The sequence below is a fragment of the Photobacterium sp. R1 genome (assembly GCF_054600795.1).
On record NZ_BAAHZP010000008.1, the window covers coordinates 119,177 to 134,332 of the forward strand.

Annotated in this window: 18 protein-coding genes; 7 read left to right on the forward strand and 11 right to left on the reverse strand. The window is 52.3% G+C overall.

What is annotated here, in order from left to right; all coding sequences use genetic code 11:
* Window positions 1–217 precede the first annotated feature (217 nt).
* The 4 genes from ACYP03_RS14865 (at window position 218) to coaD (ending at window position 3,743) form a co-directional block, all read left to right on the forward strand.
* On the forward strand, window positions 218–1,267 hold the full coding sequence (locus ACYP03_RS14865; protein WP_459780689.1) for a glycosyltransferase family 9 protein: 1,050 nt from the start codon (window positions 218–220) through the stop codon (window positions 1,265–1,267).
* A gap of 126 nt (window positions 1,268–1,393) precedes the next feature.
* Window positions 1,394–2,185 (forward strand): glycosyltransferase family 2 protein, encoded by a 792-nt coding sequence (locus ACYP03_RS14870; RefSeq protein WP_330961384.1) that lies wholly within the window; start codon window positions 1,394–1,396, stop codon window positions 2,183–2,185.
* A complete protein-coding gene (locus ACYP03_RS14875; protein WP_459780691.1) occupies window positions 2,178–3,209 on the forward strand; it encodes a glycosyltransferase family 4 protein in 1,032 nt (343 codons plus the stop codon). The genes ACYP03_RS14870 and ACYP03_RS14875 overlap by 8 nt, the downstream gene beginning before the upstream one ends.
* 51 nt (window positions 3,210–3,260) lie before the next feature.
* Window positions 3,261–3,743, forward strand: coding sequence for a pantetheine-phosphate adenylyltransferase (coaD, locus tag ACYP03_RS14880; protein ID WP_248144473.1), 483 nt, complete (start codon window positions 3,261–3,263; stop codon window positions 3,741–3,743).
* A gap of 21 nt (window positions 3,744–3,764) precedes the next feature.
* Here the strand turns inward: coaD and ACYP03_RS14885 are convergent, their stop codons facing one another.
* The 6 genes from ACYP03_RS14885 to radC all read right to left on the reverse strand — a co-directional run bounded on the left by ACYP03_RS14885 (window position 3,765) and on the right by radC (window position 7,561).
* The gene (locus tag ACYP03_RS14885) at window positions 3,765–4,796 is read right to left on the reverse strand and encodes an NAD-dependent epimerase (RefSeq protein ID WP_459780694.1); all 1,032 of its coding nucleotides are present in this window, start codon (window positions 4,794–4,796) and stop codon (window positions 3,765–3,767) included.
* A gap of 57 nt (window positions 4,797–4,853) precedes the next feature.
* The gene (gene mutM, locus ACYP03_RS14890) at window positions 4,854–5,666 is read right to left on the reverse strand and encodes a bifunctional DNA-formamidopyrimidine glycosylase/DNA-(apurinic or apyrimidinic site) lyase (RefSeq protein WP_459780696.1); all 813 of its coding nucleotides are present in this window, start codon (window positions 5,664–5,666) and stop codon (window positions 4,854–4,856) included.
* Window positions 5,667–5,698: 32 nt separating this feature from the next.
* Window positions 5,699–6,187 (reverse strand): hypothetical protein, encoded by a 489-nt coding sequence (locus ACYP03_RS14895; protein WP_459780698.1) that lies wholly within the window; start codon window positions 6,185–6,187, stop codon window positions 5,699–5,701.
* Between the two features lie 110 nt (window positions 6,188–6,297).
* Window positions 6,298–6,465, reverse strand: a complete 168-nt coding sequence (gene rpmG, locus ACYP03_RS14900) for a 50S ribosomal protein L33 (protein ID WP_004405486.1) — start codon at window positions 6,463–6,465, stop codon at window positions 6,298–6,300.
* Window positions 6,466–6,479: 14 nt separating this feature from the next.
* Window positions 6,480–6,716 carry a 50S ribosomal protein L28 gene (gene rpmB / locus ACYP03_RS14905; RefSeq protein ID WP_027250565.1) on the reverse strand — a complete coding sequence of 79 codons (237 nt, stop codon included), beginning with the start codon at window positions 6,714–6,716 and terminating at the stop codon, window positions 6,480–6,482.
* A 170-nt stretch (window positions 6,717–6,886) separates the two neighbouring features.
* Window positions 6,887–7,561 carry a RadC family protein gene (gene radC, locus ACYP03_RS14910; RefSeq protein ID WP_330961389.1) on the reverse strand — a complete coding sequence of 225 codons (675 nt, stop codon included), beginning with the start codon at window positions 7,559–7,561 and terminating at the stop codon, window positions 6,887–6,889.
* A gap of 260 nt (window positions 7,562–7,821) precedes the next feature.
* Here radC and coaBC point away from each other — a divergent pair, with 260 nt between their 5' ends.
* Both coaBC and slmA read left to right on the forward strand, forming a co-directional pair.
* Window positions 7,822–9,033, forward strand: a complete 1,212-nt coding sequence (gene coaBC, locus ACYP03_RS14915; protein ID WP_459780701.1) for a bifunctional phosphopantothenoylcysteine decarboxylase/phosphopantothenate--cysteine ligase CoaBC — start codon at window positions 7,822–7,824, stop codon at window positions 9,031–9,033.
* Window positions 9,034–9,238: 205 nt separating this feature from the next.
* Window positions 9,239–9,829 (forward strand): nucleoid occlusion factor SlmA, encoded by a 591-nt coding sequence (gene slmA / locus ACYP03_RS14920; RefSeq protein ID WP_459780703.1) that lies wholly within the window; start codon window positions 9,239–9,241, stop codon window positions 9,827–9,829.
* A gap of 102 nt (window positions 9,830–9,931) precedes the next feature.
* On the opposite strand, the gene pyrE is transcribed toward slmA, so the two are convergent.
* A complete protein-coding gene (pyrE, locus tag ACYP03_RS14925; protein ID WP_248144480.1) occupies window positions 9,932–10,573 on the reverse strand; it encodes an orotate phosphoribosyltransferase in 642 nt (213 codons plus the stop codon).
* 122 nt (window positions 10,574–10,695) lie between these two features.
* On the reverse strand, window positions 10,696–11,412 hold the full coding sequence (gene rph / locus ACYP03_RS14930) for a ribonuclease PH (RefSeq protein ID WP_248144481.1): 717 nt from the start codon (window positions 11,410–11,412) through the stop codon (window positions 10,696–10,698).
* A 188-nt stretch (window positions 11,413–11,600) separates the two neighbouring features.
* Between rph and ACYP03_RS14935 the strand changes: the two genes are divergently transcribed.
* On the forward strand, window positions 11,601–12,464 hold the full coding sequence (locus tag ACYP03_RS14935; protein WP_459780706.1) for a YicC/YloC family endoribonuclease: 864 nt from the start codon (window positions 11,601–11,603) through the stop codon (window positions 12,462–12,464).
* Window positions 12,465–12,575: 111 nt separating this feature from the next.
* On the opposite strand, the gene ACYP03_RS14940 is transcribed toward ACYP03_RS14935, so the two are convergent.
* The 3 genes from ACYP03_RS14940 to ACYP03_RS14950 form a co-directional block, all read right to left on the reverse strand.
* Window positions 12,576–13,592 carry a sulfite exporter TauE/SafE family protein gene (locus tag ACYP03_RS14940; protein WP_459780708.1) on the reverse strand — a complete coding sequence of 339 codons (1,017 nt, stop codon included), beginning with the start codon at window positions 13,590–13,592 and terminating at the stop codon, window positions 12,576–12,578.
* Window positions 13,593–13,695: 103 nt separating this feature from the next.
* Window positions 13,696–14,673, reverse strand: coding sequence for a TauD/TfdA family dioxygenase (locus ACYP03_RS14945; RefSeq protein ID WP_459780710.1), 978 nt, complete (start codon window positions 14,671–14,673; stop codon window positions 13,696–13,698).
* A 15-nt stretch (window positions 14,674–14,688) separates the two neighbouring features.
* Window positions 14,689–15,105: an ACT domain-containing protein gene (locus ACYP03_RS14950; RefSeq protein WP_459780712.1), complete on the reverse strand. Its 417-nt coding sequence runs from the start codon at window positions 15,103–15,105 to the stop codon at window positions 14,689–14,691.
* Window positions 15,106–15,156 lie beyond the last annotated feature (51 nt).

Consider the following 15,156-nt stretch of genomic DNA (forward strand, 5'->3'; position numbering starts at 1 on the left):
GGCTGAAAAACACTATTTTATACGGGATTGCCGGGGTTCGTCATGTTCGGAACGGGTTCTTTGCCGGACGTTCACGTCATACTCACACTCTGAACGCTCAGCGTGCACTTCGTGCACACTCTGTGGACACTCAGTGAACACAAATCACGCTGATTCCGGTCATCGAAATGTATATAATTCCAAACCACGCAAATGCATCATTTTATAAGCAGGTGTCATGAGTTTATTCACTTCCGCTCCCGAATCACTGTGTATCCTTCGCCTGTCGGCGATTGGTGATGTCTGTAACAGTATTGCCATGGCGCAGGCGATTCAGCGACAGTGGCCCGAGACACGGCTGACCTGGATATGTGGCAAAGTAGAAGCACGACTGCTGAAAGGACTGCCGGGGATCCGTGTGATTGTCTTTGACAAAAAACAGGGTTGGCAGGGCTATAAAGCCGTCTGGCAAGCGCTGAAAGGTGAACGCTTTGACGCCCTGCTGCACATGCAGACCGCAATTCGTGCCAGCATTGTCAGCCTGGGGATCAAGGCGAAATTTAAGCTGGGGTTTGATGCCGCCCGCAGCAGCGATCTGCAGCAGCTCTTCACCAATGTCAAAGTGACATCACCGGACGCTCCCCACGTCCTGGACGGTTTTATGCAATTCGCCGCCACGCTGGGAGTGACCGATCTGACCCCGAGCTGGGAGATCCCGCTGTCGGAAGAAGACCAGCGCTGGGCGGATCAGCATATCTATCAGGACAACACGCTGGTCATTGCCCCGGCGGCCAGTAAAGGCTATAAAAACTGGACAGCTGAAGGTTATGCAGCGCTGGCAAAGCATGCTCATCAGCAGGGCTTCGCCGTCATTCTGGCTGGGAGTCCGGCAAAGATTGAGGTCGATTTAGGGAATGCGATTGAAGCCAGACTCGACTTTCCGGTGAACAACCTGATTGGTCAGAGCAGCCTAAAGCAACTGCTCGCTCTCTTACAGAGAGCCGCACTGGTCTGTGCCCCGGATACTGGTCCGGCCCACATGGCTGTTGCGGTCGGCACCCCGGTTCTTGGCCTCTATGCACATCATAACCCTGAACGAACCGGTCCCTATTTATCCCGGCAATATGTGGTCAGTGTTTACGATGAATGCATCCGGGAAAAAACCGGTCAATCTCCTGAGCAACTGCCATGGCGCAGCCGGGTAAAAGATGAACAGGCCATGCAGCGTATCCGGCCGGAACAGGTCATTGCGATGTTTGATCGCATCACCCTAAATACTCAATCCTGAACGAAAGCAATAAGTTCAGTGATGAAATCTGACCGAGGTTTTACTTCGTTAAGCCCGGTCGGCATAATCATTCGCATATGATTGTAATGGCAATCATCAATTTTTAACTTGAACACTGGACACCGAATGGCTCCCAACACTTCCCACACCACTCTGGGTGTGCTGATGATCATCAAGAATGAAGCACAGCACCTGGCCGCCTGTCTGGATACCGTAGCTGGCTGGGTTGACGAAATTGTGATTGTTGACTCAGGCAGCACCGATGATTCAGAAAGCATCGCCCGCCGTTACACTGATAAATTCTTCTGTTATCCCGATTGGCCAGGCTTCGGACCTCAGCGCCAGCGTGCACAATCGCATATGACGACAGACTGGATTCTGGTTTTGGATGCAGACGAACGGGTCACACCGGAACTCAAAGCTGAGATTCAGACAGCAATCACCGCCAACCCAACCCGGGTTGCCTTCAAGCTGAACCGTCTGAGTGATGCTTTCGGCAAAACCATTCGTTATTCTGGCTGGTCGCCAGACTGGGTTACCCGCCTCTATCGCCGGGATGAAACTCAATATAATGATGCGCTTGTCCATGAAAAAGTCATCACTGATAATCTGACGGTCAAACCGCTGAATGGGCGCCTGCGTCATTTTACGTTCGATCATCTCAGTCAATATACGCGCAAAACTGCCCTCTATGCGAAATCATGGGCGGATCAGCGGGAAGGCAAAAAAAAATCATCTCTGGGAACTGCATTCAATCATGCCCTGGTTCGATTTCTGAAGATGTATATTCTCAAACGAGGCTTTCTTGATGGCAGACACGGGCTGCTCCTCGCAATTCTAAGCGCCAACACCGTATTTACCCGCTATGCCGACTTGTGGTTACGCGACTACGTAAGGAAAAATACACCGAATGAATAAGCACATCTGCCATGTGAATCTTGCCACCGGCTTCAGTGGTGGTGAGCAGCAGACGCTGCAACTGATCAAACAGCAGCGCAATATGGGCTATACACTGACGGTCGTCGCCAACCCGCGTAGTCCGTTTGCAGCCAAAGCAGAAGCACTTGGCTGCCGCATGGTGCTGATCAAGCATTTCCTGCTGGGGCATCGTGCTGCGATAACCAAACACTGCCAGGCAATTCATGTCCACGAAGGACGGGCTATCTATTGGGCCTGGATTCAGTCAAAGCTGTTCGGCTGCCCCTACATTGTGACCCGGCGTATCGACAACCCGCTCAAAGATCGCTGGTTACTGAAAAAAAGCTATCATGATGCCAGCGTGACCATTGGTCTGAGCACGGCCATCGTGGACTGTATTCAGGCGAAAGTGACGAATCAGCGGCCGCATAAGATTCCCAGTTCACCCGTGGTTTACCCGGTCAATGACACTGAAGTGAACGCCATCCGCAGCCAGTTCAGCGACAAATTTCTGGTCATCCATGCCGCCAACCTGCTCAAGCACAAAGGCTTTAATGTCACCATCGAAGCCGCCCGTTTGCTTGAACAACAGGCACCTCAGGTTCATATTGCCATTCTGGGAGACGGCAAACTGCGCGCCGAGCTGGAAGCCCAGGCGCAGGGATTAACCAATATCAGCTTCATGGGGAAACAGTCGAATATGGGGGACTGGTTCGCAGCAGCGGACCTTCAGGTACATCCGTCCCATACTGAAGGACTCGGCTCGGTGATCCTTGAAGGGATGAAAGCGGGCTTACCTGTGATCGCAACCCGTGCCGGGGGTATCCCGGATATTATTGATCATGGCATCAACGGCGAGCTGATCCCAGTCGGAGACAGCCGGCAACTGGCAGAAGCCATTGCTCGCGTAGCCCGGGACAGTGCTCTCCGTGAGCGATATATCGAAGCCGGCCAGGAAAAAATGAAGCTGTTTGATATTGCAGCGACAGCCAAAGACTACGAAGCCATTTACAACAACTTGTAAAGAATGGCGCCCAACATCAATTTCACAGGACATACAGAAAGGAATGCTGAGATGACAACCCGAGTAATCTATCCCGGTACCTTTGACCCGATTACCAACGGCCACCAGGATCTGATCGAGCGTGCGGCTGCCATGTTCGATCATGTGGTTGTTGGCATCGCTTTCAGCCCGAGTAAAAAGCCGCTGTTTGATCTGCAGGAACGGGTGAATCTGGCGAAAGCCGTCACCAGCCACCTGGAGAATGTTGAAGTTGTGGGTTTTTCAGGCCTGCTGGTTGATTTCGCCCGTGAGCATCAGGCCAATATTCTGGTGCGCGGTCTGCGTGCAGTCTCGGATTTTGAATATGAATTCCAGCTTGCCAATATGAACCGCCGCCTGATGCCGGAACTCGAAACGGTGTTCCTGACCCCGGCCGAAGAGAACTCATTTATCTCATCAACCATCGTCAAGGAAGTCGCACTGCACAAGGGTCAGGTGGACCAGTTCGTACACCCGACCATTGCTCAGGCCCTGAGAGACAAACTGGCGGAATAATCCTAAAAATGCGGCACCGCCTTAGTGTGCCGCAATCTTTCCCTGTGCACTCTGACCGTAATAATCCAGATACCAGTCAACAAATCGTTGCACGCCCGCATCCACGCTTACCTGAGGCCGGAAACCAGTCACAGCAAACAAGTCTTCTGTTTCCGCATACGTCGCATATACATCACCCGGCTGCATTGGCATGTAGTTCTTGATGGCTTCCCGGCCCAGCGCTTTTTCCAGTGCCGCAATAAAATCCATCAGCTTTACGGGTTGACCATGCCCCAAATTATATACACAGTAAGGGGCTGAGCTGGTAGCCGGCGATCCGGTTTCAACCAGCCAGTCGGGCTGGGAGGTCGGAATCACGTCCTGAATCCGCACGACCCCTTCGACGATATCATCAATGTAGGTAAAATCGCGCAGCATGTCCCCTTGGTTATAAATATCAATCGGCTGACTGGCCAGCATGGCCTCCGTAAACTTAAACAGTGCCATATCCGGTCTGCCCCAGGGGCCATAAACGGTGAAAAAACGAAGACCTGTGGTCGGAATGCCGTAAAGGTGGGAATAGGTGTGCGCCATCAGCTCATTGGCTTTTTTGGTTGCTGCATAGAGAGAAACGGGGTGATCAACACTGTCATCCGTCGTTAGCGGCAGTTTGCGGTTCAGGCCGTAAACCGAACTGGAAGATGCATAGACCAGATGCTCAATCTGATGACGACGACAGCCTTCCAGAATGGTCAGGTGACCCGTCAGGTTACTGTCAGCATAGGTCATGGGATTATCCAGGGAGTAGCGCACGCCAGCCTGCGCCGCCAGATGGATCACCCGATCGAACTGATGCGCCAGGAACAGCCGTGCAATGGCTTCCCGGTCGGCCAGATCGCAGTCCAGTACTAATAATGCCGGATGGGTAATCCGCTGCACCCGGGCCTGTTTCAGTTTCACATCATAGTAGCTGTTGAAGTTGTCAATCCCGACCACTTCATGACCCAGGCTGCAGAGCCGCTGAGCCACGGCACTGCCGATAAATCCTGCCACGCCAGTTACCAGATAACGCATGCTCACATCTCCTTTTCATTCCCTAAAAACAGAGTGAGGCCGTGATTACATATGAATTTACAAGGGCTGGCACCCGCTACAGAAGACTGTAGCACGCTGCCCGATTTTGGCCTCATTGAGTTGCTGGCCACAGCGCGGGCACGGCTGACCTGCCTTGCCATACACTTGCAGCTCCTGGGCAAAGTAGCCGGGTTTACCGTCACTCTGCCTGAAATCTTTCAAGGTGGTGCCGCCCTGCGTAATCGCTTTGTTCAGCACGCTTTTAATTTCGTCAACCAATAAACTCAGTCGTTCCGGTGACAATGAGCCTGCTGGCGCCTGAGGATGAATCCCCGCCGAGAACAAGGACTCATTGGCATAGATGTTCCCGACCCCCACGACCACCTGGTTATCCATGATGAACTGCTTAATCACCGTACGTTTCCCTTGGGCTTTGCCGATCAGATACGGTGCATTGAATTCCTCACTCAACGGTTCCGGCCCCAGTTTACTCAGCACCGGGTGCTCGCTGTCGCGTTCCTGCCACAGCCAGGCACCGAACCGGCGGGGGTCGTTGTAACGCAGAACTTCACCACTGGCCAGCTTCACATCAACGTGATCATGTTTCGCCGGCGGAACATCCTCCGGAAGAATCCGTAAACTGCCAGACATACCCAGATGGATAATGGCGAAACCGGCATCGGTTTCCAACAGCAGGTACTTGGCTCTGCGACTGACCCCGCGAATTGTTTGCCCTTGCAGTAACTGAAGCTCGGCAGGGACCGGCCAGCGCAAACTAGGGTTGCGCACCGTCACCTGAGTGACGGTCTGACCGACCACATGCGGGGTGATCCCCATACGACTGACTTCAACTTCGGGTAATTCTGGCATCTTCTTTCTGGATTCTCTGGTGAAACATAAGGTCAGGTGGCGGGAAACAGATAACCGGGTTCAACGGTGATAGCCAGCCACTCCCCTGCCCAGTTTTGCAACAGCCAGAACTGAGGAAGCTGATAAACCGTCAACCGGTAGGGCTCAGCCTGATCGGTCAGCCATACTTCGACGCTCCGTGGTGCGGTCAGCTTGTCGCTCAAACGGGCATAAGTATCGGCATCCACTTTTGTTCCGGCTATCCCGGACCAGTGGGAAACAATCACCGCAGGATCATCGGAAATGGCAGGTTCAGACTGCCAGACACCGGCCTGCTGGCTGAAAATGACATCAGGCAGGACCAGTTTCTCGATACGGCTTTCAGACGGCAGTAAACGGACCAGACCCGCCGTGTCCTGCGTCGTGACAGAGGGTTCCGGGATCATGCGCTGCCTGAGCAGTTCAGGGAGCTGAATGATGGCGACAAAAAGCAATACACCAATGATAACTAAATTGTTCCAGCCACGGCGTGTCAGTTTCATCCGGCCTCCATCTGCATTCATTGAACTCCGATGATAATCTGCTTGCCAACTGACAGCCATAAAAAAACCCAGCCTTGGCTGGGTTTTTATCAAAAAGCAAAAGAAACCAATTACTTGATTTTTGCTTCTTTGTACATAACGTGCTTACGGACAACTGGATCAAATTTCTTGATCTCAAATTTGCCTGGCATGTTACGCTTGTTTTTGTCGGTAGTGTAGAAGTGACCTGTGCCGGCAGATGATACCAGACGGATCTTCTCACGAATGCCTTTAGCCATTGCTTAGAATCCTCTTAAACGTTCTCGCCGCGAGCACGCATTTCAGACAGAACGGTATCGATACCTTTCTTGTCAATGATACGCATGCCTTTCGCAGAAAGGCGTAGTTTAACGAAGCGTTTTTCGCTTTCTACCCAGAAACGATGAGTTTGCAGGTTCGGCAGAAAACGACGCTTGGTGGCATTACGTGCGTGTGAACGGTTGTTACCCGTTACAGGACGTTTACCAGTTACTTGGCATACTCGGGACATTACTGTCTTCTCCAAATCGTTTCAGCTCGATATCAACCGCGATTAACCGAACGCAAAAAGCATTCCATCTAACCGAAGCTATCAAAGGTCGCGCATTATACTAAGTCAAAACCAGTTGCTCAAGTCCCGAGCAGATCCTTTCTTGTCTTTTTGATCAATTTCGGCCTACTTTATAGCCAACCTCGTTCAGCAAAAGAAACCACTTCACCATCACCAACAACGAAGTGATCGAGGATCCGAATGTCCACCAGGGCCAGCGCATCGCTGATCCTCCGCGTAATTCGCCGATCGGCCTGACTTGGCTCCGCTACGCCTGAGGGGTGATTATGCGCTAAAATCAGCGCCGCTGCATTAAGTTCGAGTGATCTTTTTACAACTTCACGCGGATACACGCTGGCCGCATCAATTGTTCCCTCAAACATCACTTCGCCACGGATCACCCGGTGCTGGTTATCCAGAAACAACACAAAAAATGCTTCTCGGTGTCGATCTCGCAGCAAATGGCTCAGATAGCGCCGGGTTTGTTCCGGGCTGGTCAGCGCCTCACCACGCTCCATCCGCTCAGTCAGATAACGCAGACTCATTTCCAACACGGCCTGCAACTGAACAAATTTTGCCGGGCCCAGTCCTTTATGCTGGCAAAAGCTTTGCAGGTCAGCCGCCAGTAAAGCCCGCAGGGACCCAAACGACTGCAGCAACTGCCCGGCTAACTCGATGACATTGGTACCGGGCAGACCGGTCCGCAGAAAAATCGCCAGTAATTCAGCATCCGACAATGTACTGGCCCCCCGTTGCAGTAATTTTTCTCTGGGCCTTGTCTCTAGAGGTAAATGCTTCAAAGCCATTCCGTTCCGATCCTCTGTGCTTATTTTGTTCAAGCAGAAGCGAGTCCCGGGAACAGTACAAAGACCACAAGTTGAAACTGTGGCATCCGCCGCAGGCCAGAGACACAGTTACACTGCCTCTCACCACTTCTGTCGAGTGATTACCCGACAAGATGGTGATATAGCACAAGTAAACGGTCATTTTTCTCAGTACTAAAGCGATGAATCCGTTCCGCTTTGGTGATATCTTGTTGCCAGTTTTTCAGGAAGCAGGCTATCGAATGAAAACACTGGCAGGAAAAAAAATACTTTTGGGGATCAGCGGCGGGATTGCAGCCTATAAGTGCGCAGAACTGACACGCCGATTGATTGAGCGTGGCGCAGAGGTCCGTGTCGTCATGACCCCCGCCGCCAAGGAATTCATTACACCGCTGACCATGCAGGCCGTTTCCGGCAAGCCGGTGGCGGACAGCCTGCTCGATCCTGCCGCAGAAGCATCCATGGGTCACATTGAGCTCGCGAAGTGGGCTGACCTGGTGCTGCTGGCACCGGCCTCAGCAGATCTGATCGCCCGCCTGCGTGCCGGGATGGGGAACGATCTGCTGAGCACGCTGTGCCTGGCAACCAGTGCCCCGATTGCCGTCGCCCCGGCAATGAACCAGCAGATGTACCGTCAACCCTCGACTCAGGAGAATCTGGCTGTTCTGACCAGATGGGGACATCAGATCTGGGGACCGGCAAGTGGCGAACAGGCCTGTGGCGATGTCGGCCCGGGCCGGATGCTGGAGCCGATGGCACTGGTTGCTGAAATCGAAAACTTCTTCCGGCCACAGGATCTGGCAGGGGTACGCATTGCCATCACCGCCGGACCGACCCGGGAAGCGCTTGACCCGGTACGTTACCTGACCAACCACAGCTCCGGCAAAATGGGCTACGCCATTGCACAGGCTGCCGCAGAACGCGGTGCCAGCGTCACGCTGATCAGCGGCCCGGTCAGCCTGAACACCCCGGCAGGTGTCCAGCGAATCGATGTCGAGAGTGCAGTCGAAATGCATCAGGCTGCGACGGAACAGGCCCCTTTGCACGATATCTTTATCGGCTGTGCTGCCGTAGCTGATTTCCGCCCGGCAGAAATGGCTGAGCAGAAAATGAAGAAAAAACAGGGGCACGATGAGCTGGTACTGACACTGGTGAAAAATCCGGATATCATCGCCGCCGTTGCAGCAATGGCGGAGCAGCGACCTTTCACCGTCGGCTTTGCCGCTGAGACGCAGGATGTCGCACGCTATGCCCGGGATAAACTGCAACGTAAAAACCTGGACCTGATCTGCGCCAATGACGTCGCCCGGCAGGGACAGGGATTCAACAGTGACACTAATGCCCTGCACCTGTACTGGCCAAAGGGTGACAAGGCGCTTCCACTGACTGACAAAACCTCGCTGGGGCGTCAGCTCATTGATGAAATCATCCAACGCTTCCGGCAGCAAAGCTGAGCCGCCTCGTCCATGTTGCTACTTCGTCCCCGCTGACGATAAACAGCTCACTGATTTTTGGCAGCCAGCTCTCAAGCTTACATTCTGGCTGCCGATACAGGTAACACTGCCTGATCCAGACACTTTCCATGCCCTTAGCGCATGGCTAAGATACTCAGGTTTTTCTGTCCGGACACAGTCTTATATCGAAAAGGAACGGTTATTCATGGCTGGCAATAAAAAAAACAACCGCCGCGAAGAAATCTTGCAGGCATTGGCTGAAATGCTGGAATCGAGCCAGGGCAGCCAACGCATTACCACCGCAAAACTGGCCGCACAGGTTGGCGTTTCCGAAGCCGCTCTGTATCGCCACTTTCCCAGCAAGGCCCGCATGTTTGAAGGCCTGATTGAGTTTATTGAAGACTCCATCACTACTCGTATCAACCGTATCCTGGATGACGAAAAAGACACCATGACCCGGCTGCGAATGGTCCTGCAACTGCTGTTAGTCTTTGCCGAGCGCAATCCGGGGCTGACCCGTATTATGACCGGTCACGCCCTGATGTTTGAACAGGATCGGCTCCAGTCACGCATCAACCAGCTGTTTGAGCGGATTGAAACCCAGCTCCGCCAAATTTTACGTGAGCGTAAGCTGCGAGAAGGCCGCGGTTTCCCGATCGATGAAAACATTCTTTCTGCCCAGCTGCTGGGTCAGGTAGAAGGCAGTTATAACCGCTATGTGCGCTCCAGCTTCCGACACAAGCCGAATGATAATTTCGCCGCTTACTGGGACCTGCTGACCAATCAGCTGAGCTAACTTTCTCTCTTTCCCTTTCAGCTCTAGGACACGATCCCCCCGAAACCATCAAAAAAGGGCTGGCATCACTGCCAGCCCTTTACTGTTCAGGTCTGAAAGATATCAGATGCCGTACTGAGCGCGGTAAGCTTTCACCGCTTCCAGATGCGCTTCCATGCCATCCTGCTCTTCCAGATAGCTGACTACATCGCCCAGAGACACAATGGAAATCACAGCACAGCCAAAGTCACGCTCGACTTCCTGAATCGCCGACAGCTCGCCTTTGCCTTTTTCCTGACGATCAATCGCCACCAGCACGCCAGCCAGATCAGCACCATTCGCCTTGATGATTTCCATCGATTCGCGAATCGCGGTCCCGGCCGTGATCACGTCATCCACCAGCATGATACGTCCTTCCAGCGGACTGCCGACCAGATTGCCGCCTTCGCCGTGATCTTTGGCTTCTTTACGGTTAAAGCAGTACGGAGTATCGATGTCGTGGTGATCCGCCAGTGCGACGGCCGTAGTGGTCGCGATAGGAATCCCTTTATAAGCCGGGCCAAACAGCACATCAAATGCAATGCCCGAATCGGCCAGTGCTGCGGCATAAAAACGGCCCAGACGTGCCAGATCACGACCGGTGTTAAACAAACCGGCATTGAAAAAGTACGGGCTCTTGCGGCCTGATTTCAGGGTGAACTCACCAAACTTCAGGACGCCTTTCTCTAAAGCGAATTCGATGAACTGACGCTGATATGCTTTCATTGTTTCTCCTCGAGCGATTGGTCGCATGCTCCAGCCGAAGGACAAGCGGCTGGCGAAATCCCGCAAGATCTGTGTTCTGCGGACAAAAAAAAGCGGCTCCAACAGGAACCGCTCCAAAAACGTTAACTTTCCAGCGATGCCTGCTGGATATTGATGATCTCGGCAATGCCGTCTTTCGCGAGCGACAGCATCGCCATGAGTTCCTCGGTACTGAAGGCTTCGCCCTCTGCGGTCCCCTGGATCTCAATAATTTTGCCTTCACGGTTCATGATGACATTCATATCTGTCTCCGCACTGGAATCTTCGGCATAGTCCAGATCGCATACTGGTGTGCCCTGATAAATCCCGACAGAAACCGCCGCAATGGTCGTTTTCAGCGGGTTCTTCTTCAGCAGACCTTTTTCCAGCATCACATGAATAGCATCGGTCAGTGCAACCATCGCACCCGTAATCGAGGCGGTCCGGGTTCCGCCGTCGGCCTGAATCACGTCACAGTCGACAGTGATCATCTGCTCACCCAGCACTTCCAAATCAACCGCTGCACGCAGACTGCGGGCAATCAGACGCTGAATTTCCAGCGTACGGCCGCCTTGTTTACCATTGGCCGCTTCACGACGGTTCCGGGAGTGCGTTGCGCGAGGCAGCATGCCGTATTCAGCCGTCACCCAGCCCTGGCCTTTGCCCTTCAGCCAGCGCGGTACACTTTCTTCAACACTGGCGGTACAAATTACCTTGGTGTCGCCGAATTCAACCAGCACCGAACCCTCGGCATGGGCAGTGAAATGACGGGTAATAGTAATCGGACGAACTTGGCTGGCACTTCTTCCACTTGGACGCATCGGATTCCACCTTGGCTGATATTGGGTGCTGAGGACAGGCCGCTCGGCGACCCGCAGACATTGACCGGCGATTATAGCCAGATCTCCGCCCTGTTGCACGCCCTGAACCCGCCTGACGATACGGATCAATTTCCATTATCTGCACTGGTGCGTATAATCTAGCCATCATTTCTTAAGGGCCATCGCCAATGATTCACAGTATGACCGCCTATGCCCGTCGCGAAGTTAAAGGCGACTGGGGCAGCGCCGTTTGGGAAATCCGTTCGGTTAACCAACGATATCTGGAAACTTATCTGCGCCTGCCAGAGCAGTTCCGCAGTCTGGAACCTGTCCTGCGCGAGCGTTTTCGTCAGCGTCTGGCACGCGGCAAGGTCGAATGCAGCCTGCGCTTTGAAGCCAACCCGGCTGCCAACACAGAACTGCGTATCAATGAATCTTTAGCCAAGCAGGTGATCAAAGCCGCCAGCTGGGTAAAAGAAACCGCCGGTGAAGGCAATATTGGTCCGTTTCAGGTGCTGAACTGGCCGGGCGTGATGGAAACCCCGGAACAGGACATGGACATCATCAATCAGGAACTGCTGACTGCATTTGACGGCGCAGTGGATGATTTCATCGCCGCCCGAGCCAGCGAAGGCGCGAACATGAAAGACCTGATTGATCAGCGTCTAGATGCCATCACGACAGAAGCCACCAAAGTACGCGCGCTGATGCCGGAAGTCATGCAATGGCAACGCGAACGCATTCTGACGCGTCTGGAAGAAGCCAAAGTTGAGCTGGACGCCAACCGCGTCGAGCAGGAACTGATTATGCTGGCTCAGAAAAGTGATGTGGCCGAAGAGCTGGATCGCCTCGATTCTCACGTGAAAGAAACCCGCAAAATTCTAAAAAAAGGCGGCGCCTGTGGCCGGCGTCTGGACTTCATGATGCAGGAATTCAATCGCGAATCGAACACCCTCGCCTCCAAGTCCATCAACACAGAGATCACCGCCTCAGCCGTTGAACTCAAAGTGCTGATCGAGCAGATGCGCGAGCAGATCCAAAATATTGAGTGATACCCGCATCACCATCGCGTTGTAAAAAGCCCTGCACTTGCAGGGCTTTTTGTTTTCAGGGACCAGAACGGACGGCCAGCCTGTTGCTGTTCTGTGCTTTTTCTTGCGTGCTTATCCTGACGTTCTCATCTGCTTCTTATTCCAGCTAAACAGTGCAAACATCACTAACAGCTGAAAGCAGAAAATCAATGCCGAGCGTTCACCCAATGGCAACAGCAGTAAGGTTGAGGCTAACTCCAGAGATGAAAGGGCAATGATCATGTGATGAATCACTTTCTTGCTGACTTTGCAGCAAACCCAGGCGCCTATCGGAGCACCGAAAATCACCACGGGAGCGGCAACATACCAATATTCAAAAATGACTTCAGCAGGCTGAGTTCCCTGAAAAAAGAAGGTGATCAGTCCGAAAATGGACGTCGTCGCCATAATGATCACACTGGCCTGTGTTGCCTGCACGATATTTAACCGAAAATAAATGGTGAACAATGCAAACGCAAACAGATCCGCACCAGAACCGATAAAAGCACTCATCCCGCCGCCGAGGCACCCGAATGTCACCAGAGTGATCATCTTCCTGCGGCAAACCTGAATCTGCCTTTCATTAAATTTATCCGCGTAATAACCAAATAAATAAACCAGCAAGAAAATTGCGATGTTCAGGCTGAACATCACTTTTACTTCTGCGCTGCTTAAAGTGGCGTATAAATACTGGGTGACAAGATAAAACCCGGAAAATGAACCGACCAGATAGAGTGCGATCCCCCGCCAGGGCAACTGATGGCGGCTCAACAAGATCAGAATGGAGGCGGACGTCATGCCTATGCTTTGTATCATCAATGAGAAGTGCATTGATGATTCCGGGGGCGTCGACAGCAGTTTCGTCATCACAGGAAAGGCAACAGCACCACCGCCCAGGGGGGTTGAACCTGCCACAAAAGAGCCAACAACCATCATCACCGCAATCACGATATGTTCTGCGAATAATTCAAGCCAGCCCGGTTTCAGAAAGACAGCAGACCATACAATCAAAAGAGAAAAACAAATCAGCAACGTTCTGGAGAAATGAACCTGCGGACTCTGTTGCTGAGGAAGGAAATTTTCTTTGAAAACACTTTTCAATGCACTCACCTGAGCACCTCGGAAAAAGATGAATACGAGAATTCACGACAGAATCAACACAACCGTTTCAAGAAGTGAGTGGGGATAAATCGATTGAATCAAAAAGAAAAAATCACTCCCGCTTCATTTGATGAAACGCAGATAACCGGATACTTCTGTCTCCGGAAAAAGATTCCCGGCCATGGCTGGTCAAAATGTTATCTAATAAAAGTACATCGCCCTGCTGCCAGTCGAACATGCGCTTTTCCTCTAGTAAAATATCCCGGATATGATGTGCCACCGGATCCGGAATATCACTACCATCCCCAAAAAACGTCTGAAAGGGCAATTTTTCTTTACCAACCGCATCGATCATCGCATCAGCAATGTCGGGATGTAAATTCGCCACATGCCAGAAAGCAATATGATTAAACCAGCACTTTTCCCCGGTTTCAGGATGAAGAATCACCGCAGTTCGTGTTTGTGTCGTCCTTAATTCATCACCATCCCAATTGGCTGTTACGTCATGATGCTGACAATGTTTCTCCACGGCCTGACGGGAATCCGTTAAAAAAGTATCCTGCCAGTCCAGTCCGAGCCCCGTGCCGTAATGGCGGACCAATCGCCAGCCCAGCGTTTCAAACTGTTGACGATATGTGTGATTCAGCCTGTGATAGATCCGGCGGTTATCCGCAACCGGGGTTTGACCACCGGTGCCCGGAGGAGTCAGGCAGAAAAAACAAAGGTACTGACAAATATCCAGCGACGATGAGTAGTCACTGTGCAATGAAATCGTCTCGCTGGCCGGAAAAGCTGTGGTCGTATACAGATTCGTCGCAACTTTTTCTCTTTCCGTGGCCTCTTCAAACTGGCTGATATCAACCGGTTCAAATGGCAGCTCCCTCACCAAATTCAGAAATGAAGCATCATCCGGCATATCAAAGCCCCTGAACAAGATCCCTCCCTGCTCCTTCAGTTGCCTCTTTACCAGTGCTTCATTTTGGCGAACCCAGGCTGCAAGCCCGATCTCATGACTGGACGCTTCAACACGCGCAATAAAATTCGTCTCCGGGAATACCGTCGTTATCCTGATGCTTCCTTGCCTGCTCATGGTCCCATCCCTCGCTTACACAGGGTCACCATCGACGAAGTGATATCCAACCGTCTTTAAGTGAGTGATCACTTGATGCCGCTGCGTATTCGGCACCAGAACATAATCCCGATCATGCGTACAGACAGCAAACTGACAGATGCCTATCGAGGCGATGTGGCCGGTTAAGGTCGCGATCACGCCGACAATATCAAAAGGCAGCTCCCCATCCACCCGCAGGCAGGACCAATCTTTGCTGACGGACGTTGCTTTCCGGTCCAGCCATCCCTGGTATTCAGACGACAAACGCTGCACATCACACATTAACGAGATTTCATCACCCGTTACGGATAAATTAAAAAATCCGCAATCTTCCGGAAATGACAGACCCGAGAGATCAGACAGGCGATAGACGGCAATGTCATTGCTGTAAATTTTTAAAGTAAATTCCATCGTTCTGTTCAATTGGCAAAGGGGGCTTCATCAAGTGAAGCTTTCATCTGT

Excerpts from the sequence above, each read along its gene's own strand:
- ACYP03_RS14865 (WP_459780689.1), top strand. The coding sequence starts at position 218 with ATGAGTTTATTCACTTCCGCTCCCGAATCACTGTGTATCCTTCGCCTG.
- rph (WP_248144481.1), bottom strand. The coding sequence starts at position 11,412 with ATGCGTCCAAGTGGAAGAAGTGCCAGCCAAGTTCGTCCGATTACTATT.
- slmA (WP_459780703.1), top strand. The coding sequence starts at position 9,239 with ATGGCTGGCAATAAAAAAAACAACCGCCGCGAAGAAATCTTGCAGGCA.
- ACYP03_RS14935 (WP_459780706.1), top strand. The coding sequence starts at position 11,601 with ATGATTCACAGTATGACCGCCTATGCCCGTCGCGAAGTTAAAGGCGAC.
- ACYP03_RS14885 (WP_459780694.1), bottom strand. The coding sequence starts at position 4,796 with ATGCGTTATCTGGTAACTGGCGTGGCAGGATTTATCGGCAGTGCCGTG.
- ACYP03_RS14870 (WP_330961384.1), top strand. The coding sequence starts at position 1,394 with ATGGCTCCCAACACTTCCCACACCACTCTGGGTGTGCTGATGATCATC.
- ACYP03_RS14875 (WP_459780691.1), top strand. The coding sequence starts at position 2,178 with ATGAATAAGCACATCTGCCATGTGAATCTTGCCACCGGCTTCAGTGGT.
- rpmG (WP_004405486.1), bottom strand. The coding sequence starts at position 6,465 with ATGGCTAAAGGCATTCGTGAGAAGATCCGTCTGGTATCATCTGCCGGC.
- ACYP03_RS14945 (WP_459780710.1), bottom strand. The coding sequence starts at position 14,673 with ATGAGCAGGCAAGGAAGCATCAGGATAACGACGGTATTCCCGGAGACG.
- pyrE (WP_248144480.1), bottom strand. The coding sequence starts at position 10,573 with ATGAAAGCATATCAGCGTCAGTTCATCGAATTCGCTTTAGAGAAAGGC.
- rpmB (WP_027250565.1), bottom strand. The coding sequence starts at position 6,716 with ATGTCCCGAGTATGCCAAGTAACTGGTAAACGTCCTGTAACGGGTAAC.
- ACYP03_RS14895 (WP_459780698.1), bottom strand. The coding sequence starts at position 6,187 with ATGAAACTGACACGCCGTGGCTGGAACAATTTAGTTATCATTGGTGTA.
- coaBC (WP_459780701.1), top strand. The coding sequence starts at position 7,822 with ATGAAAACACTGGCAGGAAAAAAAATACTTTTGGGGATCAGCGGCGGG.
- radC (WP_330961389.1), bottom strand. The coding sequence starts at position 7,561 with ATGGCTTTGAAGCATTTACCTCTAGAGACAAGGCCCAGAGAAAAATTA.
- ACYP03_RS14950 (WP_459780712.1), bottom strand. The coding sequence starts at position 15,105 with ATGGAATTTACTTTAAAAATTTACAGCAATGACATTGCCGTCTATCGC.
- coaD (WP_248144473.1), top strand. The coding sequence starts at position 3,261 with ATGACAACCCGAGTAATCTATCCCGGTACCTTTGACCCGATTACCAAC.
- mutM (WP_459780696.1), bottom strand. The coding sequence starts at position 5,666 with ATGCCAGAATTACCCGAAGTTGAAGTCAGTCGTATGGGGATCACCCCG.